This is a genomic window from Natronomonas sp., from assembly GCF_036625485.1.
Taxonomy (GTDB): Archaea; Halobacteriota; Halobacteria; order Halobacteriales; family Haloarculaceae; genus Natronomonas.
The window spans coordinates 1-19,656 of the sequence record NZ_JAZKTR010000031.1 but is presented as its reverse complement, the minus strand read 5'-3'; the positions used below and the strand labels follow the sequence as shown (position 1 = coordinate 19,656).

The window sequence follows — 19,656 nt, the reverse complement described above, 5'->3', positions numbered from 1 at the left end:
GACGGCCAGCAGTGGACCCTCGAAGCGGGCGCGCTCGTGCTGGCCGACCAAGGGATTGCGGCCGTCGACGAGCTCGACAAGATGCGTTGTGTCACAGGTGACACACTCGTTCATCTGGCTGACGGGCGCATCACTCGAATCAGTACCCTCGCTCGGGAGGCGGAAGCCGAGGGTTCCATCGAAGAACTCTCGAACGGCCGCACGATTCGCGATGTCGATTTCACGGCGTGGACGATGACCGCCGATGGTCGACTGGTCGAGCGTCCAGTAACGGCTATCCACGAATACGACGCGCCGACCGACCTCACCGAGGTTACACTCGAATCTGGCGAGTCACTTACCGCGACCGATGATCACCCGTTCTTCGTGTTCGAGGACGGCCAACGCGTCGAGCGGTCGGCAGCAGATCTCCAGCAAGGAGACTGGGTGTACGTTCCCAAGCATCTCACGCCGTCCGCAACCGATGGTGGAGCAGTATCATCACCTGCCCAATCGGAGATGTCGGAACCATACATGCCTCCCGCTATGGGGGCGGTACTCGGCTATCTCTCGGGCGATGGGAACGTCTACTACGAGCGACAGGAGAGTAGTTACGGTATCCGGTTCACCAACAAGGAGGAACAACTCCTCGCGGACTTCGAACGAGCGTGTAACGAAGCGTTCGACGCCGAACCAGTTCGACATCCCAGCGAACAGCGCGATGATGGGGTAGGAACGGTTCGGCTACACGGTCGGGAGTATGCCGATGCGGTCATCAAGGCAGGGATGAATCTGGAAGCGTACGACGGCAAGTCGTTCCCTGACGGCGTCTCGAAGGGGGGTAGACGGACGAAAGCGGCCTTCGTGCGTGCGATGGCAGATAGTGAAGGGACTGTCGATACAGCCAGTAACAACGTTCGCCTCTCCTCTGCGAGCATGGAACTCCTTCAGGGGATCAAGAGCGTCCTGCTTGAGTTCGGTGTATCCTGCCAGATCCGTACCAGAGAACGACCCGAGAAGCGAGATTTACACGTTCTCGCGATTACCTCGGCCGACTCGCTTCGTGCGTACAATCGACACATCGGCTTCACGCTCGAACGGAAACAGGCCGCTCTCGAAGAGGTCTGTGCCGCCGTCGACGGTGACCGAACGATCGTCGACGTGCTGCCGGATTGTGGTGCGCTACTACAGGAACTTCGTGAGTCCCTCCGTCTCTACCAGACGGAATGCGGGCTCGATGATGCCACGTACTGTAACTTCGAGAACGGCGATGCGAACATCTCGCTCGATCGGGCCGAAACCGTACTCACGGCGTTCGAGACTCGCGTGGAACGCGCTACTGAAGATGCTTCGAGGTTGTCCGATACGTCCGACTGGGAACGCCTCGAGGAACTGAAGGCACGATACAACGTCTCCCAGCGCGAACTGGCTGAGGAAACGAGATTCAGTCAACAGCAGATTTCGAGAGGCTGGGGCGAAAACGAAGCGGTCCGCGACGTGGTCCGGCAGCGCCTCGAAACCATAACCGAACGCGTTTCGAATACCGATGTATCACCACTCCGGGAACTCGTTGACGGAGACGTCAAATGGCGTCGAGTCGCCGACGTCGAGAGTACGACCGAAAAACCGGACGATGACCGAATCTCGCTTCTCAGAGGAGAACTCGCGGAGCTTCTCGGTTGTGGTACGGCGAACGCAGAGCAGCAAGCGAAGGAGTTGATCGCTACCGAACCTGAGACGGACTCTTGGCAGGCCGTGCGAGACGAGTTAAAGCGACATGGAATTCCGCTACAGCGACTGGCTGACGACCTCGATGTGGCCGGGTCGACTGTTTCCAGATGGTTCCGGGGCGTCGTTGATACCGACCGGTTTGACGAGGTTCGAGATGTCGCCGAGTCGTGTATCTCTGAAAATCACCGCTGCATTCGCTCGCTATTACTGGAAATCGAATCCCGGCGTGAATCGAAAGTGTACGACTTGACCGTCGAGGGGACGCACAACTTCGTCGCTAACGGGATGGTCGTGCACAACTCGGAGGATCGCTCTGCGATGCACGAAGCACTAGAACAGCAGTCGATCTCGGTTTCCAAGGCCGGTATCAACGCCACCTTGAAATCCCGGTGTTCGTTGCTCGGTGCGGCGAACCCGAAATACGGTCGCTTCGACCAGTACGAACCCATCGGCGAACAGATAGACCTCGAACCGGCGCTCGTCTCTCGGTTCGACCTCATCTTCACGGTGACCGACCAGCCGAACGAGGAGGAAGACGCCAACCTCGCCGAGCACATCATCAACACCAACTACGCCGGCGAGTTGCACACCCATCGGGAGAACACGGCGACCTCGAACGTCACCGAGGAGGAGGTGGCCAACGTCACCGAGGAGGTCGAACCGACCATCGAGGCCGAACTCCTCCGGAAGTACATCGCCTACTCCAAGCGGAACTGCTATCCGACGATGACCGAGGAGGCCAAAAAGGAGATCCGGGATTTCTACGTCGACCTGCGTGCTCGCGGGCAGGACGATGACTCTCCGGTGCCGGTCACTGCCCGGAAACTGGAGGCGCTGGTGCGGCTGGCGGAGGCCTCCGCGCGGATGCGCCTCGCGGATTCCGTCGAGCAGGAAGACGCCGAGCGCGTCATCGAGATCGTCCGGTCGTGTCTCCAAGATATCGGCGTCGACCCCGAGACGGGTGAGTTCGACGCCGACGTCGTCGAGACGGGCCAATCCAAGAGCCAGCGGGACCGCATCAAGGACATCAAATCGCTCATTAGCGAGATCGAGGAGGAATACGACGAGGGCGCGCCCATCGAGGAGGTGCTGGACCGCGCCGAGGAGATGGGCACCGAGCGCTCGAAGGCCGAACACGAGATCGAGAAACTGCGGCAGAAGGGTGACGTCTACGAGCCGAAGACGGACCACCTGCGGACGGTCTGATGGACCGAATCGCCGCGATCAGACGCATGGAGGACGCGCTCACCGATTTCGAGGACGGCGAAGCCACGCTCGAAGAGTGCGAACGGCGGGTTCGAGCGGCCGTCCGCACCTTCGCGTCGGAGTTCGACGGCGAGCTATCGGCCTATCGGTCGGGTGAGGGGACCGTCGTGGTCGCGGGGTCGGAGGCCGAGGCTCGCGAGCGTGTTCGAAAGCTGACCGATGTCGAAGCGCCGGTCGTCGAGAAGCTATCCAAATAGATTAATTTTAAACCAGATTAGGTGGTAAAAAGAGCTGTGCTACTGGTGGTGACGTACTCGCAGTCGGCGCGGGCGTCGCTTCGGAACGCCTGTGGTGCCCACGAGGAGAGCGTGGTCCGCCGGTTCGGGCGAGCGGCCCTGCTGGAAGGAACCGAACACGGGGCGTTTCTGGCGTTACGACTCCGTGCAAAGCATCCCGACGACGTACAGGTCGAGCGAACCGAGCCGTTCAACGAGTTCCGCGATGTTCCCGAGCGTGTTCGGGAGGCGGCGACGGCCTACGAGAATCGACCGAATCCGAGTACGCCGTACGCGAAGTTTTCGGTTGGTGAACCGCATCCGTCGCCGGCGGAACTGAAACAACGAGAGCTGTGACGCTCGTCGAACGGGTCGGCGTCATCGCTCCGGGGCTGTCGCTGGACCGGCAGGCCGTACTGGTCGCTGTCGCCCGTTCGCGCGGGATGACGAGCGAAGCCGACGAGGAACTCGCTGCCGTCCGCGAGCGGCTCCGAGAGTTCGACGAGTCGGTACCGGCGCTCGCCGAGGCGCGTCGCCGGGTCGCGGAGACGGAAGCGGATCTCGACGCGAAGCGCGAGCGGGTTGCGACGCTACGGGGGCGGACCAACGAGACCGACGACGAGTCCGTGACTGCGGCCTATCGCGAGGCGATTCGAGAGCTTTCGGAAGCCGAAACCGAACACGCGGCGGCCCGAGAGGAACTGACGGAGGCGCGCCGTCGGGCACGGGCCGTGCGCGACGAACGTCAGCGCCGTCTCGAACTGCAAGACCGGGTTCGGAACCTCGAACGGCGAGCGAAACGAGAACTGGTGGAAGCGGTTCGTCCGGCGGTCGACGAAGCAGTCCCGATAGTTCCCGACAGCGAGGCGGCGACGTTTTCGGAGGCTAGCCCGATTACGGCCGCCCTCGCAGCGCTTCGGGTTGGCCGACCGCGAATGCCCATCGTTCTCGCTTGCGGGCGGTTTCCGGACGCGAGGCGTGCCGAAGCGTGGCTCGGTGCGCCGGTGCTCCGTCGGTATCCAGGTGGTCCGCCTCGGCCGGCCGTTTATAAAACATAGGGCGGCTATCCAACGCATGCCGACGGTAACGGTCGACACGAGGCGAACGGATGGCGTCACGTTCGTCGAAGCGCGGATATTCGCTGAGGCGCCGCATCTGATTCGGCTGGAGAGTCATCTGGACGGCCCGGTTTGGCCGCCGCGCTCGGGTGGACAGGTGGCTGCCGGGTGGGACGAACGCGGGCTGAATCGGGTGATATCGGCCGGAGCGACCGGCATCGGGTTCGCTACCTCGGCTCCGCCGACCGACCCGACCGTCGAACTGACGGCTGCTGAGCCGGTAGAGGGGTTGCCCGACGGTGTTGCGGCGTGGCTGGACCGGATGGAAGAGCGGGTCGCGACTGCCGAAACGCTGGCGGCCGCCGGTGACCTACCATCGGCAACGAAGGCGGTCGAATCGGCTGGTGGTCTCGCTGGCGTTGAGGCGCTTGCGGCAACGCTGGCTCAGGACCGGCGAGCGGCTTCACGGCTCTCGCTGGTACCGGAGGAGCTGCGTCGACGGGTCGAGTCTGTCGACGTGCCGGTGGCGACGCTGGCGCGGATCGCGGACGATTAAGATGGAGGACGACTCGATTTACCGGAGGTCGTGGTAGGTGTTCCGTACGGTGACCGGTGAGACATCGGCAATCTCGGCGACGTCGCTCTGCGTCAAATCGTACTGCTCGGCCGTGGCGACCGTATAGAGGCAGGCAGCAGCGACGCCGCCGGGGTTTCGGCCGGTCGCGAGGCCGGTTTCGTGTGCCTCTTCGGCCAGTTCGCGGGCGCGTCGTTCGAGCCACGTCGGTACGTCGAGTTCGGAGGCGAAGCGCGCGAGGTACTCGCTGGGGTTGATCGGCCCGGTCGGCAACCCGAGGTCACGATTGAGTGCGTCGTAGGCGACCTTGAGTTCCTCCTCGTCGGCGGTCGCAACGGCGACGACTTCCCCGAGGGTCCGGGAGACCGAAGCGGTCCGGCAGACGGCGTAGACGGCCGCCGCGGCGAAGCCCTCGATGGAGCGGCCCTGCAGGAGGTCTTCGTCTTGCGCGGATTCGAAGAGGACACAGGCGCGGTCCTGGAGGCTCTCGGGGAGTTCGAGCCGGCCGACCATGCGTCGGATCTCGGTGAAGCCGTAGACCTGATTTCGGTCCCGCTTCGACGAGATCTGAGATCGCTTGTGTTGTCGGCGTAACCGGGCCACACGACGGCGTTTGCGGCCTTTGAGGCGGGTCGAGTGGCCGATCTCGGTCGAGAGCCCCCGGTCGTGTCGCGAACGGGTCAGCGGCGCGCCGCAACGTTCGGGGTTCGTATCGTCGTCCGCGAAGGACCGCCACTCGGGCCCGCGGTCGATGGCGTCCTCGTCGACGACGAGACCACACTCGCTGCAGACGGTTTCCGTGCCGGTGCGTTGAAGGCTGCCCTCACACTCGGGGCAGGCCTGTCGCGTGCTCGTGCTCATCACATGCGAAACTCGGTCCCGATACCACTTTAAAAAGAGTCGGGACGGTGGGAAACGAACACGCCTACGCGGCGAGAGCGTATCGGTAACCGATACGCTTCGATCCGATCTCGGGACTGTTGTTTTCGCTCAACAACAACTTTAACTAATAGGGGTGGCCCAGCATGGCGCATGGGGCTGTCGGATATCGCCGCCGGACTGGAGGTGACGGCCGAACAGCGCGACCACGGGGTCGCGGCGGTCGACGAAACGGGGACGCCGCTGGCCGAACGGCTGGCCGAATTCGCCTCGGAACTCCCCTGTTCGGCGGAGGCGGCGGCCGCGCTCGTGGAGGCCTACGCCGAAGGTGCGAGCATCGACCGCGCGGCCGCGGTCGCGGCCATGCCTCCGACGACGGCGGCGAAGACGCTGTATCTGCTCGGCGAGCCGGTCGACCCGCTTTCGCCGACGGCGAAACGCGTCCTCGACGATTGGTTGGCCGGGGAGCTATCGCGAACCGACGCCCGACGGCTCATGAGCGTCGACGATTCGGAGTTCGCCCTCGGTGCCTACATCGCGACCCACGAACCGATCGAGGCGGCCGAACCGGCCGTCACGGACGCCCTCTCGGTCGAGGCGACGGGCGACCCGCTCTCGGAGGCTCGAAGCGGCGTCGACGACTGGCTTTAGAAGGGTAGCGCTTCTCGGAGGCCGTCGCCTTCTTCGACCTCGACCTCGACGCCCAGCGCCGTTTCCAGCACCTCGGCGACGGCTTCTCGGACCGTTCCATCGGCCGTGACCGCAGGTGAATCTGTCTCGAAGGTGGGAACCGTCAGGTCGGCATCGGGATGGTCCGCAGTGTGAGTCACGACGGTGGCATCGGCGGGTGCGCCGACATCTTCGAGGCGGTCTCGCATGCGCGGGACGGCATCCATTGCTCGCCCCTCGTCACAGACGATGGCGACTCGGTCGGCCGCGTTCGCCGCGGCGACGGCCTGATTAGCCGCGACCGGCGGCGTGTCGACGAGGACGTGGTCGAACGCCCGCGTCGCTTCGTCCAGTCGGCGCTCGAAGGCCTCGGCGGCCTCGGGGGTTTTCGCCCGAGCGAGTTGTTCGAAGGGAGCGCGTGCGGGACAGACCGCAAGTCGTCCTGCGGCCTCGATATCCCGGTCGACGAGGGCATCCCGTATCGGCACGTCGTCGATACAGGCAGCCGTCATATCGGGTTCGATACGGCCGGGTGTGTGGTCGGCCAGTCCCTGTGTCGCGTAGGCGGCATCGAGGACGGCGACATCCCTTCCGTTCCGGGCAAGCAGGGTCGCACATTCGAGCGTCAAACGCGTCGTTCCGGTACCGCCGGCCGCGCCGACGAGCGCGAGCGAATCGCTGGTCACGAAATATTTTCCTTCGCTATCGAATAAAAATATAGTGGTTGTCAGACTATTCGGCAGCGGCCTTGATCTCCTCGGCGACCTCGTCGAGTTCGTCGTCGCTGAGGTCCGCCGTCGACCGGAAGATGGTGTGGATCGCGCCGGCGCCGTCGCCATCGAACCGGGGAACGAGATGGCCGTGAACGTGGGGGACCTCCTGACCGGCGGCCTCGCCGTCGTTCATTCCGACGGTGACGCCGTCCGCGTCGACGGCCGCTTCGACGACGGGGGCGAGGCGGCCGAGGGTCTCGAAGACCGCTGCACGGTCTTCAGGAGGAAGATCCGAGACCCGCTCGTGGTGGTTCTTCGGGATGACGAGGGTGTGGCCGCGCGACAGCGGGTTGGCATCGAGGAAGGCGAACACGTCATCGTCCTCGTAGACGGTGCGCCCGGGGATGTTCCCTTCGATAATTTGACAGAATACGCAGTCTTCGCTCATGGTCGTTTCGAATATGGCCGCTGGAAGGCTATTAAATCCGACTCCGGACCCGATCCTGATCTGGATATAACCGGCCGTTTATTGGGTAAATTATAAACTAACCCGTGCCAACATACACCACATCCATGCCTATGGATGTTAATTCTCACACCCGGCGGCGGTTCGTGAAGGGTACTGCAGGAACGATTGCTATCGGTGCGCTCGCCGGTTGTACTGGGGACAACGGCAACGGTGATGGTGAGAACCAGATCACGGTTCCGGGACTCTACGACGAAAGCGGGGGTACCTCGGACGTCGGTCGTCCGTCGGCAGTCGGCTCGCGGGATGCGATCGCTTACTTCAACGAGAACGACGTGTTGCCGCGAGGGATCGACCATCCGAACAACGACTACGCCTACGAGGTGCCGCAGGCCCAGCAGTACTACGACCAGTACACCTCGGGGGAGAACCCGCCGGCCATCATCGGCTGGGGGACCGCCGACACCGAGGCGCTGTCGGGAGCGGTCGCCGAAGACGAGATCGTCTACGTCTCGGCCTCGTACTCGGCGAACCTGCTCACCGACGAAGCGCCGTACAACTTCTTCGGGAACCTCGATTACACGAGTCAGGCGCGGGCTCACCTCAAGTGGATCGCCGACAACGACGCCGAGGCGACCATCGCGTTCATCTTCTCGAACAACCCCTTCGGGAAGGCTCCCGTCGAGGGGGGCAAGCAGTACGCCGAGGAACTCGGGTTGAACGTCGCCGAGGACATCAACCTCCCGCTGGACGCCAACTCCGCGACGACACAGCTCCGGCAGGCCCGCGACGCCGACGTGGACTACCTCATCCACCAGAACACCGCGGCGCCGATGCAGGTGTTGCTCTCGGACAAGGACGACGTCTATCCGGACGTGACCGTCTGCGGGCTGACCTACACGGTCGACGAACCGCGCGTCCAGGAGTCGCCGGATAACTTCGAGGGCGTCCGCTACGTCAACGCCTTCCGGACGTTCCAGGGCGCACTCGATTCGGGCGGCGACGGTGCCGACATGATCGAGGCCAACTTCGAACGCGAGGGCCGCGACATGGACGACCCGCAGGTGGCGAACCTCAACTACGTCCGCGGCTGTATCCACGCGATTCTCGTGTTGAAGGGCCTACAGAACGCCATCGACGCCGACCGGGACCCGACGAGTGGCTCCGACGTCCGGCAGTCGCTGTTCGACATCGAGGACGACAACATGTGGGACCTCTCGGAGCCGTACAACTACATGGAGGACGACCGCCGACCGACGATGACCGGCCGTCTGTTCGAGGTCTCCGACGGCGCGATGGAGTTCGATACCACGGTCGAACTGCCCCGGCGTGACGACTGGATCGGACTCTGATGACGGCGAGCGAAACGGCGGGTTCGACCACGGCGACGGACGCCGAGGAGTCGTTACCCGTGGTCGAACTCGACAACGTCGAAATCGTCTACGACCGCCATTTCCTGGCGGTACAGGGCATCTCGATGGCCGCCGAGAGGGGCGACATCGTCGCGCTGCTCGGCCCGAACGGCGCGGGCAAATCGACGGTCCTCAAGATGATAAGCGGCATCGGCCGCAGCGAACGGGGCGAAGTCACGCGCGGGAGCGTCTTTTATAATGGCGACGACGTGACAAACAGCGGCCCCAACGAGATGGTCGACCGTGGCGTGACCCACATCCTCGAGGGTCGGCGCGTCTTCGAGGACCTCACCGTCGAGGAGAACCTCCGGTGTGGCCTCTATCGGGGCGGCCGGCGGTTCCGATTCGACAAAGAGGATTACCAGATCGCCTTCGACTACTTCCCGCAACTGGAGGAGATCCTCAATCTGAAAGCCGGCTACGCCAGCGGCGGCCAACAGCAGATGCTCGTCGTCGCTCGGGCGCTCATCCACCGACCGGAGTTGCTGTTGCTCGACGAACCGTCGCTCGGACTCGCGCCGAAACTGGTACAGGACATCTTCGAGACGCTCGTCGAGATCAACCGCGAGGAGGACATCACGATGATAATCGCCGACCAGAACGCGAAGCGAACCCTGGAGATCGCCGACTACGGCTACGTGATGGAGAACGGCCAGATCGAGTTGAACGACCCGGCGGACGTCCTCGCCGAACGCGAGGAGATCAAGGAGTTCTACCTCGGGACGTCCGGGGACACCTCCCGGTACGAGGACATCCGTCACTACAAGATCCGCAAGAGGTGGACCTGATGAGCACGGACCAGGGAGGCGGCGGCACCGCTGGGTCGCTCCGGAGCGGGCCGCCGATAGCTCCCGAGGAAGCCGCTATCGGCTGTCGGAACGTCACGAAGACGTTCGGCCGGGTGACAGCGGTCGACGACGTCGACCTCGCGGTCCGGCCGGGCGAGTGGCTCTCGATCGTCGGGCCGAACGGCGCCGGCAAGACCACGCTTCTGAACATCCTCAATGGCTTCTACGACCCCGACCCCGGCGGCGAGGTCTTCCTCGATGGCGAGGCCGTCACCGACACGCCGGAACACTACCGGGCCCGGGCCGGCCTCGGCCGGACCTTCCAGGGGCTGGAACTGTTCGAGGACGAGGACGTCATCGAGAACGTGATGACCGTCCGCGCGGTCACGGAATGTCCGAACCTGCTGTCGGCGCTTTTGTTCTACGGGGCCGGTCGGAAAACCGAGGCCGAGAACATGCGCCGCGTCGAGGAGATCCTCGATTACCTCGAGTTGTGGGAGTACCGCCACTCGAAGATCGCCGGCCTCCCGCTCGGGGTCCGTCGTCGGGTCGACCTCGCACGGTCGCTGGCGCTGGAGCCGGACGTTCTCCTCCTCGACGAGGCGATGAGCGGCCTCACCTTCGACGAGAAGTACGACATGATCCGCTTTCTGAGCGACCTCCACGAGCAGGAGGACCTCACGCTCGTGATGATCGAACACGACCTGGAGGTCGTGACCGCCGTCTCCGACCGGATGGTCGTCCTCCAGAAGGGCGGCGTCCTCGCTCGCGGGGCGCCCGAGGCGGTCACCGACGACCCGGAGGTCGCGCGGGTCTACACGGGGGTGGACTGACGTGGCGGCCGACGAACTCGACGGTCTCGGCGAATCGACGCTCAACGTCGAGCAGGTGCTTTCGGCCCCGGACGACGAGGAGGTCCCGATCGTATCCGACCGGGCCCTGCCCGAGATCCTCTTCGACCACGTCGAGGAACACGGCGACGACATCGCGCTTCGCTGGAAGCGCTACGGCGTCTGGCAGGAGTACACGTGGGAGGAGTACTACGAGCGCGTCGAGCGGTTCGCGCTCGGTCTCGAAACCTACGGGTTCGGCGAGGAGGACGTCCTCTTTACCATCGGCTACAACCGCCCCCACCAGCTGTGGGCGTGGATGGCCGCCCAGTCCCTCGGCGGGATGGCGGCGCCGAACTACGAGGACATGCTTCCGGAGGATATCCAAAAGCAGCTCCAGTTGCTGGAGCCGCGGGTCGCCTACGCCGAAGACCAGGAGATGGTCGACAAACTCCTCATCGTCGCCAGCGAGGTGCCCAGCCTCGATACCATCGTCTACCGCGACGAGAAAGGGATGTTCCGCTACGAGGAAGGTGAGACGCCACCGCTGCCACGGGAGGGCGTCGAGATCCCCGACGACCTCGACATCGTCTCGTATGCGGATGTCGAGGAGTTGGGCGCCGAACGCCTCGAAACCGACGAGGTCGCCGAGGACTACCTCCACCAGCGGGTCCAGGCGATCGACCCCGACGCGACGGCCATGTTGGCGCCGACCTCGGGGACGACGGGGATGCCGAAGCGCGTGCGGTTGAGCCACTTCAACTTCGTCAACCTCGCGAACGCCGCCATCGAGATCGACCCGCTGCCGAAGGAGTCGGATTACTTCTCGTATCTCCCGATGGCGTGGGTCGGCGAGCAGATGATCCTCATCGCGGCGGCCTTCGTCGGCGGCTGGACGGCCAACTTCCCCGAGGAACCCGAAACCGAGGCCGAGGACCTCCGGGAGATCGGCCCGGAGATCATCTTCTCGTCGCCGAACCGCTACGAGGCATGGGTCGCCGACGTGAAGGCGAAGATCGAGAACACGACCCCGCTGAAGCGGTGGGTCTACGAGAAGGCGATGGACATCGGCCGGAAGTACGCCGACTACATCGTCGGCGACCGGTCAGACGAGGAGCCGCCGGCCACGCTACGGGCGGCCCACTGGTTGTCCTACTGGGTCGCGTACCGCCCGATTCTCGACAAGATCGGCCTCAAGCGCGCCAAGAACGTCTACACTGGCGGCGGGCCGCTCGGCGAGGACCACTTCGCGTTCTACCACGCCCTCGGCGTCCCGCTGAAGCAGATCTGGGGCCAATCGGAGGTCTGTGGCTTCGTGACGATGCACCGCGACGACGACGTCAAGGTCGATACCGTCGGCGAGGTGTTCCCGAACGTCGAGGTCGGCATCACGCCCGGTGGCGAACTGCTCGTTCGCGGTCCCGTCGTCACGTCGGGCTACTACGGAATGCCCGAAAAAACCGAGTCGGCCATCGAAGACGGCTGGCTCCACACGGACGACTTCGGTGCCATCACCGACGACGACCACGTCAAGATCTTCGACCGGATGGACGACGTGCTGGAACTCGATGACGGCACCGCCGTCGCACCCATCAGCGTCGAGACGAAACTGAAGTTCAACCCCTACGTCAAGGAGGCACTCGTCGTCGGCGACGGCCGCGAGTCGCTTTCGGCGGTACTGAACATCCGCTTCGACAACGTCGCGGAGTGGGCCGACCAGCGGGACATCCAGTATGCCGGCTACAAGGACCTGACCCAGAAGCCGGAGGTACTGGAGTTGATGCGACAGGTCGTCGCCGAGACCAACGCTGACCTCGAACACCCCATCGAGCGGTTCGTCATCCTCTTCAAGGAGTTCGACGCCGACGACGGCGAACTCACCCGGACGGGGAAGATACGACGCGAGGTGGTCGTCGACCGCTACGAGAAACTCGTCGAGGGGCTCTACGGCGACAAGGAAGAAATCGAAATGGAGATTACGATCACGTATCAGGACGGACGGGAATCGGACGAACGCGGCGTGATGCACGTCGTCGAGGCGGACACGCCGGTCGAGACGGACGACGGCGAGGAGGTGGCCATCGATGGTTGACGTGGCGATCTTCTTCCAGCAGGCCGTCGACGGCATCGGCCTCGGTGCACTGTATGCGCTCGTCGCGATGGGCTTTTCGCTCATCTACAAGGTGACGGGCGTCCTCAACTTCGCGCAGGGACAACTCGCGCTCGTCGGCGCCTATGGCGTCGTCATCCTCGGAACCACGACCATCATCGCGACGCCGCTCCCGGCGGTCGTGGCGGTAATCGTGACGATCCTCATCGGCATCGCGCTCGGCGTGGTGCTCGAACGGGTCGTCTTCCAGCAGTTCATCGGCGAACCCGTACTGTCGGTCATCATCGTCACGCTCGCTCTCGGCGGCATCTTCGGTGGGTTCATCCAGTTCCTCTTCGGCCGGAACTTCAAGGCCTACCCCGAGGCGCTGGTCTTCGAGCAGAACGTCTCCCTGCCGCTGGGGGCCTCGGTCGACGCCGCGTATGCGTTGGCGGTTCTGCTGTCGCTGGTCGTCGTCGCTGCGCTGATGCTCTTCTTCCGGTATACCGTGACCGGGAGCATCCTCCGGGCGGCCGCCAGCGACGAACAGGCCGCGATGGTGCTGGGCGTCAGCATCGAACGCACCATCGCATTAGCGTGGGCACTCTCCATCGGCATCACCGCCATCGGCGGGATGTTGCTGGCGATGTCCTCGGGCGGCGCCGGCTTCGCCATCGAGACGACCGGCATCATCATCTTCGCGGCCGTCGTCTTCGGCGGGCTCGATTCCATTCCCGGCGCGTTCATCGGTGCGGTCGTCGTCGGCCTGCTGGAGGAACTCGGCTCCTACTATCTGGAGGGCGGGACGGCCATCGTCGCGCCCGTCATCGACGTGAAGCTGAACTTTGGGGCCGGGTTCGGGGAGATCCTTCCCCTGATCTTCCTGCTCGTGGTCATCGTCGTGAAACCGTACGGACTGTTCGGAACCGAACGTATCGAGAGGCTCTAAGATGGTATTGCAAAAGCGCGTCCGCCGCCGCGGACGCATACGCTCGGATGCACCGTCGGCCGCCCCAACGGCCGTGAAGACGACCGTCGACGGGGGGCTGCGGTAGCCATGCCCTGTGGCGAGTACTTCACGAACTACGAGTCCCGGATGGGGCTGTTCCGCTGGCGCATCCAGCGGGTCGCACTCGTCGTCGGGCTCCCGATACCGTTCCTGCTGCCCTTCCTGATCGGCGGCGGGACGCTGTCGACGCTCTCACAGATGTACATCGTCGCAATCGCGGTCCTCGGATTGAACGTCATCCTCGGCTACGCCGGCGAGATCGTCCTCGCACAGGGTGCGTTCATGGCAATCGGCGCGTATTCGACGAGTCGCCTCGTGGCCGCCGGCGCCGGCCTGTTGCCCTCGCTCGCCATCGGTGGCCTGATGGCCGCGCTCGTGGCGGTCGCCTTCGGCCTCCCGTCGTTCCGCGTCAAGGGCTTCTACATCGCCATCTCGACGCTCGCACTCCAGTTCATCTCCGAGTGGTTCTTCAACAACTCGCGGGCGGACTGGATCCACGGCGGCGCCCAACAGCGGCTTCCGTCGCAGGTCGGCCTCGTCGGTCCGTTCGCGGAGGTCGGCACGGACCTGCATGTCTACTACATCGGCCTGCTGGCGATGTTGCTGTTCGCGCTGCTGTCGTTGAACCTCTCGCGGACCGGCATCGGCCGGACCTTCCGTGCGGTCCACGAGAACGACCTCGCGGCGGCCGTCCTCGGGGTCAACGTGTTCAAGAACAAGCTGTTGGCCTTCGCCATCGGCGGCTTCATGATCGGCGTCTCCGGCGGCCTCTACGGCTTCTACATCGGCTTCATCAGCCCGGAATACTTCACGCTCGCCTTGACCCTCGAACACTACGTCATGTTGCTGTTCGGCGGGCTCGGCCGCGTGTGGGGTGCGCTCATCGGCGTCGGCGTCGTCACGTTCATCCAGGAGGTCCTCCGGAACGTCCTGCAGACCGTCTCGGCGGTCACGGGGCTGAACGCGACGGCGCTGGTGTCGGTGTTCTTCGGCGTCATCATCATCTTCGTGCTGGCCGTCGAACCGAAAGGCGTCCTCGCCGCGCTCGGACAGCTCAAAGAGTACCTGCGGAAGTGGCCCTACGCGTACTGATGGATACGACCGACACCGCCCGTGAACTGCTCGATCTGCCGTTCCATCGGGCGAACGACATCGAGGTCGTCTCGGCGACCGAGACGACCGCCCACACGCGATGGCCCTACGACGAGTCGCTCGTCGGCAACCCCGAGGTGCCGGCGATCCACGGCGGCGTCATCTCGGCGCTGGCCGACCTCACCGGTGCGGCGCCGTTCGTCGGGTCGCTCGGCCAGTACACGCCGACCATCGACCTCCGGGTGGACTACCTCTCGCATGCCGGGGTGGCCGACCTCGACGCCTACGCCGAGGTGCGGCGCCGCGGCGAGACGGTCGGCGTCGCCAGCATGGAAGTCGAATCCGGCGGGGATATCTGTGCGGAGGCCAAGGGGGTCTACAAGCTCACGCGATGACCGACGATAGCGAACCCCCCCGACCGGACGGCGCGACCGACGTCCACGTCCACCTGATGCCCGACCGGCTCATGCGCGCGATACGCGGCGCGTTGAACGACGAGGCCGGCTGGGAGTTCCCCCATCCGACCGACCGAGAGTCGATGGAGGCCGAACTCCGCGAGCACGGTATCGACCGCTACTGTGCGCTGCCGTACGCGCACAAGCCGGATATCGCCCGCGAACTCAACGAGTGGGTTCTCGACCGGGCGGCCGACTCCGAGATGTGCGTCCCCTTCGCGACGGTCCACGGCGACGACGACGTCCGGGCGGTCGTCCGCGAAGCCTTCGAGGGCGGCGCTCGCGGCCTGAAGTTCCAGTGTCCCGTCCAGGAACTCGCGCCGGACGACCCCCGGCTCGACCCCGCCTTCGAGTTGGCCGCCGAGTTCGACCGGCCGGTCCTCTTCCATGCCGGCACCGCCCCCATGTTCCGGGATTCGCCCCACGTCGGCGTCGATTCGTTCCGGTCGTTCCTCGAGTCCTATCCGGAGGTGCGGGCCTGTGCGGCCCACATGGGCACCTTCGAGACCGAGGAATTCATCGAGACGGTCCACGATCACGACAACGCCTTCCTCGACACCTGTTTCGCCATGGCGACGGCCGTCGGCGATTACGTCGACTTCGACCCGAAGTCGATCGACGATTCGGTCTTCGAGGAACTGTCGGGACGGATCATGTACGGGTCGGACTACCCGAACATGCCACATCCCTACCGCGCGGAGTACGAGGGCCTGCTCGAACGGGACCTCTCCGAGGAGGCCTTCGAGGCGCTGTTCTCGGGCGCAGCCGAGCGGTTCCTCGGCGAACGGTAGCTACTCGTCCGCCGGGTCGGCGTCCGTCTCCCGCGGTCGCGTCCCCTCGAAACGCCGCGCCTGCTGTTTCTCGCGGGCAAGGAAGGCCTCGGCGCGCTCGGAGAACTCCGGTGAGTCCCACACCCGCGCGGTGAGGTCTCTGGCCATCTCCTGGCCGACCAGCCCGAAGTTCGTCCACTGTTTCATGATGGCCTTGATGGTCCGGTAGGCCTGCGGGCTCTTCTCGTCGAGGATGGTTCCCAGCAGGTCGGCCGCGGCGTTCTCGGCGCCGCCGTCGTCGACGACGCGGTTGATAAGGCCGATGGCCTTCGCCTCCTCGGCTTCCAGCAGGCGGCCCGTCAAAAGGAGGTCGCGGGCGCGCTTCTCGCCGACCATCAACGGGAGCAACTGGACGCCGCCGCCGGCCGCCGTCGAGCCGACGCCGACCTCCGGTTGGCCAAAGCGAGTCGACTCGCCGGCCACGATGAGGTCACACGCCGAGGCGAGTTCGTTGCCGCCCGCGACGCAGGTGCCCTCGGCGGCGGCGACGACCGGCTTGCCGGTATCCCGGAGCAGATCCAGCGTCTCGAAGTACGCGGTCATCCAGCGGGCGCCCTCCTCCCACGAGAGGTCGTTCAACTCTTCGAGCGAGGCGCCCGAGCAGAACGGTGGTTCGGTCGACCCCAGCAGGATGCCGCCCACCTCGCCGTCGCGGTCGGCGTCGGTGATGGCGACGGTCAACTCGTCGAGCGTCCGGGCGGTGATGACGTTGTTTCTGTCCGGGCGGTCCAGTCGGATGCGGACGATGCGGTCGTCGTCGGGATGGCGGTCGACGGTGACGGTCCGATAATCCATGTGGGGTGTGGACGCCCCTCACGACTATAATGTCCGGGGACGACCTGTCGGGTATGCGGGGTTTCAACGACACGACCGCGCTGGTGACGGGCGCGGGCGGCGGTATCGGAACGGCGATTTCCAGACGGCTCGCCGAGGAAGGCGCCACCGTCGCGGTGAACGACGTCGATGCCGAGCGCGCCGAGGAAACCGTCGCGGAGATCGAAGCGGCCGGTGGCGAGGCGTTTCCGGTCGTCGCCGACGTGACCGACCTCGATGCCGTCTACGAGATGGTCGACGACGTCAGGGAGCGTGCCGGCCTCGACGTGCTGGTGAACAACGCGGGCTGGGACCGCATCGAGTGGTTCCTCGAACAGGACCCGGAGCGCTGGGACCGGATCCTCGACGTGAACCTCCGAGGACAGATCAACTGTGCGCGAGCGGCCGGCGAGGCGTTCGTCGAGTCGGGTGACGGCGGCCGCATCGTCGCCATTGCCTCGGACGCCGGCCGAGTCGGTTCCTCGGGGGAGGCGGTCTACGCCGGCACGAAGGGTGGCGTCATCGCCTTCACGAAGACGCTCGCCCGGGAACTGGCTCGTGACGGCGTCACCTGCAACGTCGTCTGTCCCGGCCCGGCCGATACGCCGCTCACGCGGGAGATGCGCGAGGAATCGGACCTGGCGGACACGATCCTCGACCGCATCGCGGACCAGACGCCGCTCGGCCGGATGACCGAACCGGACGATGTCGCGGGTGCCGTCGCCTATCTCGCCAGCGACGATGCCGCCTTCGTCACGGGTCAGGTCCTCAGCGTCTCCGGCGGCCTGACGATGGTCGGGTGAGTCAGTAGCGCTCGTCGTGAACGCCCGTCTCGTCGATGTCGTCGACGAGTTCGATGTCGTCGGGCGCGACGAGCAGGCGCTCTTTGACCGCCGAGGCGAGGTCGCCGACGTCGGCTTCGCCCTCGACGACCAGTTTGAGTTCGTCCGTCGAAGAGGGACGGGACACTTCGAGGCGGAACTCCCCGGAGAGGCCGCCGAAGCCGGCCAGTACTGTCCCCAGGGATTCGGGATAGAGCTTCACGCCCTTGACCTTCAGGCGGTTGTCGGTGCGGCCGATGACGCCGTTCGGGAGGACGACCTCGCCGTCGCGTTCCTCCCACTCGGTCAGGTCGCCCGTCCGATAGCGGACCAGCGGACACCCCTCCTTCTGCAGGTGCGTGACGACGAGTTCGCCGCGCTCGCCGTAGGGAAGCACCTCACCGGAGTCGGGGTCGATGACCTCGACGAACGCGTACTCGTCGCTGACATGGAGGCCGTCCTCGGCGGCCGTCTCGGCAGCCACGGGGAGTATCTGCCGGGTGCCGAAGTAGTCGACCGCCGTCTCGGCGTCGAGGGCCGCTTTCACGTCCTCGCGGAGACCCGGAATCGAGGTGAAGGGCTCGCCCGCACCGACGAAGGTGTCGACGCTGGCGCCGGCCTCGCCTACCTTGAGCGCGAAGGAGGGGTTGCCGACGAGGGCGTCGACGCCGTACTCTTCGACAGTCGCGGCGGCCTGTTCGGATTCGCCCGGTCCTGCTGGAACCACCTCCGCGCCCAGCGCTTCCAGTCCACGCTGGACGATGATGCCCGTCCCGAAGGTGTGGTAGCCGAAGGTGTTGAGCACGCGGTCGCCGGCTTCGATGCCGGCCCGTTCGAAGACGTCGGCGTTGGCCTCGGCCTGCCGTTCGAGGTCCCACTCGGTGTCGAACACCGGCGCGAGGTCGTCGCCCAGCGGCGTGAAACACATCATCGCGGCGCCGTCGTAGAGGGAGCCTTCCGGCGGGTTGTCGGCGTAGTCGTCCTTCAGGTCCTCTCCCGTCAGAAAGGGCAGTTCCCGGAACTCGGATGCCGAATCGATCGGTTCGAGGTCGGCATAGAGGTCGTATTCTCCCACCCGTTCGAGTTGCTCGTTGAGCGCGTCGAGTGTCTCGTCGTCCATGATAACGCATGACGTGGGATGGGACCAAAAAACCGCAGGGCGAACGACCGTCAACTGTTTTGTGGCTGCGGCATCGAATATTAAACGGGGAAAGCTATCACATCACATGACCGGACTCACTCTTTCCAGCCCCGAATTCGAAGATGGCGAACCGATTCCTGAAAAATACGGCTACACGGAGGCCAACGTCAACCCGCCGCTGACGATCCACGACGTGCCAGCGGAGACCGAATCGCTCGCGCTGCTGGTCGACGACCCGGACGCCAAGGAGCCGGCCGGCAAGGTCTGGGACCACTGGACTGTCTGGAACATCAGCCCCGACCGCGAGGAGATTCCGGAGGACTGGTCGGCCGACGAGGCGACGGAAGGCCAGAACGACTACGGCGAGGGCGGCTACGGCGGGCCGAACCCCCCGGACCGGGAACACACCTACCGGTTCCGACTCTACGCACTGGATACGACGCTCGACCTTTCGCCGTCGGCGACGAAAGAGGACCTCGTCGATGCGATGACCGGCCACGTCGTGGACAAGGCGCGCATCGATGGGACGTACGCGCCCTGAAGACGGCCCCTCTTTCTGTCCTTATGACGGAACCAGCGCGACCACTTCGCTCGGGTCGCCGAGCAGTGTGTCGACGGCCGACCCGGGTCTGACCAGATACACCGCATTCGCCGTCACGGCGGGCCGAGCGCGGACCTTGCCGTAGGTACCGACGGCCTCGCCCTCACGCGTGTAGACGCGCAGGCGACCGTCGCTGGTGTCACCGGCGCGCACCCAGACGTGGTCGCCAGCGACGACCGGCGCGCCGGTGAGGCCGTCGCCGGCCTGCCACAGTCGGTCGCCGTC

22 protein-coding genes are annotated in these 19,656 nt (G+C 65.1%); 16 read left to right on the top strand and 6 right to left on the bottom strand.

From position 1 onward, the window contains the following. The 5 genes from V5A53_RS05100 to V5A53_RS05080 all read left to right on the top strand — a co-directional run. Positions 1-2,916: LAGLIDADG family homing endonuclease (locus V5A53_RS05100; RefSeq protein WP_332312496.1), on the top strand; the 2,916-nt coding region annotated here is incomplete at its 5' end. Then, positions 2,916-3,173, top strand: coding sequence for a DUF7854 family protein (locus V5A53_RS05095; protein WP_332312495.1), 258 nt, complete (start codon positions 2,916-2,918; stop codon positions 3,171-3,173). The genes V5A53_RS05100 and V5A53_RS05095, both read left to right, overlap by 1 nt. 36 nt (positions 3,174-3,209) lie before the next feature. Further along, entirely contained in the window at positions 3,210-3,548 is a 339-nt protein-coding gene (locus V5A53_RS05090) for a DUF7855 family protein (protein ID WP_332312494.1), read from the top strand. After that, positions 3,545-4,249 (top strand): DUF7856 family protein, encoded by a 705-nt coding sequence (locus V5A53_RS05085; protein ID WP_332312493.1) that lies wholly within the window; start codon positions 3,545-3,547, stop codon positions 4,247-4,249. The genes V5A53_RS05090 and V5A53_RS05085 overlap by 4 nt, the downstream gene beginning before the upstream one ends. A 16-nt stretch (positions 4,250-4,265) precedes the next feature. Next, positions 4,266-4,805 carry a DUF7857 domain-containing protein gene (locus tag V5A53_RS05080; protein ID WP_332312492.1) on the top strand — a complete coding sequence of 180 codons (540 nt, stop codon included), beginning with the start codon at positions 4,266-4,268 and terminating at the stop codon, positions 4,803-4,805. Between the two features lie 18 nt (positions 4,806-4,823). Here V5A53_RS05080 and V5A53_RS05075 read toward each other — a convergent pair whose 3' ends face one another. After that, positions 4,824-5,684: a transcription initiation factor IIB gene (locus V5A53_RS05075; RefSeq protein WP_332312491.1), complete on the bottom strand. Its 861-nt coding sequence runs from the start codon at positions 5,682-5,684 to the stop codon at positions 4,824-4,826. 171 nt (positions 5,685-5,855) lie between these two features. Between V5A53_RS05075 and V5A53_RS05070 the strand changes: the two genes are divergently transcribed. Continuing rightward, positions 5,856-6,353, top strand: coding sequence for a DUF7858 family protein (locus tag V5A53_RS05070; RefSeq protein ID WP_332312490.1), 498 nt, complete (start codon positions 5,856-5,858; stop codon positions 6,351-6,353). Here the strand turns inward: V5A53_RS05070 and V5A53_RS05065 are convergent. Together V5A53_RS05065 and V5A53_RS05060 are read right to left on the bottom strand one after the other, a co-directional pair. Further along, entirely contained in the window at positions 6,350-7,057 is a 708-nt protein-coding gene (locus tag V5A53_RS05065) for an AAA family ATPase (protein ID WP_332312489.1), read from the bottom strand. The genes V5A53_RS05070 and V5A53_RS05065 overlap by 4 nt on opposite strands. 46 nt (positions 7,058-7,103) lie before the next feature. Next, on the bottom strand, positions 7,104-7,532 hold the full coding sequence (locus V5A53_RS05060; protein WP_332312488.1) for an HIT family protein: 429 nt from the start codon (positions 7,530-7,532) through the stop codon (positions 7,104-7,106). Positions 7,533-7,696: 164 nt separating this feature from the next. Here V5A53_RS05060 and V5A53_RS05055 point away from each other — a divergent pair, with 164 nt between their 5' ends. The 8 genes from V5A53_RS05055 to V5A53_RS05020 all read left to right on the top strand — a co-directional run bounded on the left by V5A53_RS05055 (position 7,697) and on the right by V5A53_RS05020 (position 16,016). Then, positions 7,697-8,902: an ABC transporter substrate-binding protein gene (locus V5A53_RS05055; RefSeq protein WP_332312487.1), complete on the top strand. Its 1,206-nt coding sequence runs from the start codon at positions 7,697-7,699 to the stop codon at positions 8,900-8,902. Beyond that, a complete protein-coding gene (locus tag V5A53_RS05050) occupies positions 8,902-9,750 on the top strand; it encodes an ABC transporter ATP-binding protein (RefSeq protein WP_332312486.1) in 849 nt (282 codons plus the stop codon). The genes V5A53_RS05055 and V5A53_RS05050 overlap by 1 nt, the downstream gene beginning before the upstream one ends. Continuing rightward, positions 9,750-10,583, top strand: a complete 834-nt coding sequence (locus tag V5A53_RS05045) for an ABC transporter ATP-binding protein (RefSeq protein ID WP_332312485.1) — start codon at positions 9,750-9,752, stop codon at positions 10,581-10,583. The genes V5A53_RS05050 and V5A53_RS05045 overlap by 1 nt, the downstream gene beginning before the upstream one ends. A gap of 1 nt (position 10,584) precedes the next feature. Then, the gene (locus V5A53_RS05040) at positions 10,585-12,672 is read left to right on the top strand and encodes an AMP-binding protein (protein ID WP_332312484.1); all 2,088 of its coding nucleotides are present in this window, start codon (positions 10,585-10,587) and stop codon (positions 12,670-12,672) included. After that, entirely contained in the window at positions 12,665-13,618 is a 954-nt protein-coding gene (locus V5A53_RS05035; protein WP_332312483.1) for a branched-chain amino acid ABC transporter permease, read from the top strand. The genes V5A53_RS05040 and V5A53_RS05035 overlap by 8 nt, the downstream gene beginning before the upstream one ends. A gap of 108 nt (positions 13,619-13,726) precedes the next feature. Further along, positions 13,727-14,770 (top strand): branched-chain amino acid ABC transporter permease, encoded by a 1,044-nt coding sequence (locus V5A53_RS05030; RefSeq protein WP_332312482.1) that lies wholly within the window; start codon positions 13,727-13,729, stop codon positions 14,768-14,770. Continuing rightward, complete coding sequence (locus V5A53_RS05025; protein ID WP_332312481.1) at positions 14,770-15,165, top strand: PaaI family thioesterase; 396 nt, start codon at positions 14,770-14,772, stop codon at positions 15,163-15,165. Before V5A53_RS05030 ends, V5A53_RS05025 begins: the two co-directional genes overlap by 1 nt. After that, positions 15,162-16,016 carry an amidohydrolase family protein gene (locus V5A53_RS05020; RefSeq protein WP_332312480.1) on the top strand — a complete coding sequence of 285 codons (855 nt, stop codon included), beginning with the start codon at positions 15,162-15,164 and terminating at the stop codon, positions 16,014-16,016. Before V5A53_RS05025 ends, V5A53_RS05020 begins: the two co-directional genes overlap by 4 nt. On the opposite strand, the gene V5A53_RS05015 is transcribed toward V5A53_RS05020, so the two are convergent. Beyond that, positions 16,017-16,850, bottom strand: coding sequence for an enoyl-CoA hydratase/isomerase family protein (locus tag V5A53_RS05015; protein ID WP_332312479.1), 834 nt, complete (start codon positions 16,848-16,850; stop codon positions 16,017-16,019). It abuts the gene before it with no gap. 29 nt (positions 16,851-16,879) lie between these two features. Between V5A53_RS05015 and V5A53_RS05010 the strand changes: the two genes are divergently transcribed. Then, complete coding sequence (locus V5A53_RS05010; protein ID WP_332312478.1) at positions 16,880-17,671, top strand: SDR family NAD(P)-dependent oxidoreductase; 792 nt, start codon at positions 16,880-16,882, stop codon at positions 17,669-17,671. Between the two features lies 1 nt (position 17,672). Here the strand turns inward: V5A53_RS05010 and V5A53_RS05005 are convergent, their stop codons facing one another. Further along, positions 17,673-18,809: a phenylacetate--CoA ligase family protein gene (locus tag V5A53_RS05005; protein WP_332312477.1), complete on the bottom strand. Its 1,137-nt coding sequence runs from the start codon at positions 18,807-18,809 to the stop codon at positions 17,673-17,675. 106 nt (positions 18,810-18,915) lie between these two features. On the opposite strand from V5A53_RS05005, the gene V5A53_RS05000 reads away from it, so the two are divergent. Beyond that, positions 18,916-19,371, top strand: a complete 456-nt coding sequence (locus tag V5A53_RS05000; protein WP_332312476.1) for a YbhB/YbcL family Raf kinase inhibitor-like protein — start codon at positions 18,916-18,918, stop codon at positions 19,369-19,371. Positions 19,372-19,392: 21 nt separating this feature from the next. On the opposite strand, the gene V5A53_RS04995 is transcribed toward V5A53_RS05000, so the two are convergent. Then, the coding region (locus V5A53_RS04995; protein ID WP_332312475.1) for a hypothetical protein at positions 19,393-19,656 on the bottom strand (264 nt) is incomplete at its 5' end.

Coding starts and splice junctions, on each gene's coding strand:
- V5A53_RS05095 (WP_332312495.1), top strand. CDS start 2,916: ATGGACCGAATCGCCGCGATCAGACGCATGGAGGACGCGCTCACCGAT.
- V5A53_RS05080 (WP_332312492.1), top strand. CDS start 4,266: ATGCCGACGGTAACGGTCGACACGAGGCGAACGGATGGCGTCACGTTC.
- V5A53_RS05075 (WP_332312491.1), bottom strand. CDS start 5,684: ATGAGCACGAGCACGCGACAGGCCTGCCCCGAGTGTGAGGGCAGCCTT.
- V5A53_RS05070 (WP_332312490.1), top strand. CDS start 5,856: ATGGGGCTGTCGGATATCGCCGCCGGACTGGAGGTGACGGCCGAACAG.
- V5A53_RS05060 (WP_332312488.1), bottom strand. CDS start 7,532: ATGAGCGAAGACTGCGTATTCTGTCAAATTATCGAAGGGAACATCCCC.
- V5A53_RS05050 (WP_332312486.1), top strand. CDS start 8,902: ATGACGGCGAGCGAAACGGCGGGTTCGACCACGGCGACGGACGCCGAG.
- V5A53_RS05045 (WP_332312485.1), top strand. CDS start 9,750: ATGAGCACGGACCAGGGAGGCGGCGGCACCGCTGGGTCGCTCCGGAGC.
- V5A53_RS05035 (WP_332312483.1), top strand. CDS start 12,665: ATGGTTGACGTGGCGATCTTCTTCCAGCAGGCCGTCGACGGCATCGGC.
- V5A53_RS05030 (WP_332312482.1), top strand. CDS start 13,727: ATGCCCTGTGGCGAGTACTTCACGAACTACGAGTCCCGGATGGGGCTG.
- V5A53_RS05025 (WP_332312481.1), top strand. CDS start 14,770: ATGGATACGACCGACACCGCCCGTGAACTGCTCGATCTGCCGTTCCAT.
- V5A53_RS05020 (WP_332312480.1), top strand. CDS start 15,162: ATGACCGACGATAGCGAACCCCCCCGACCGGACGGCGCGACCGACGTC.
- V5A53_RS05015 (WP_332312479.1), bottom strand. CDS start 16,850: ATGGATTATCGGACCGTCACCGTCGACCGCCATCCCGACGACGACCGC.
- V5A53_RS05010 (WP_332312478.1), top strand. CDS start 16,880: ATGTCCGGGGACGACCTGTCGGGTATGCGGGGTTTCAACGACACGACC.
- V5A53_RS05005 (WP_332312477.1), bottom strand. CDS start 18,809: ATGGACGACGAGACACTCGACGCGCTCAACGAGCAACTCGAACGGGTG.
- V5A53_RS05000 (WP_332312476.1), top strand. CDS start 18,916: ATGACCGGACTCACTCTTTCCAGCCCCGAATTCGAAGATGGCGAACCG.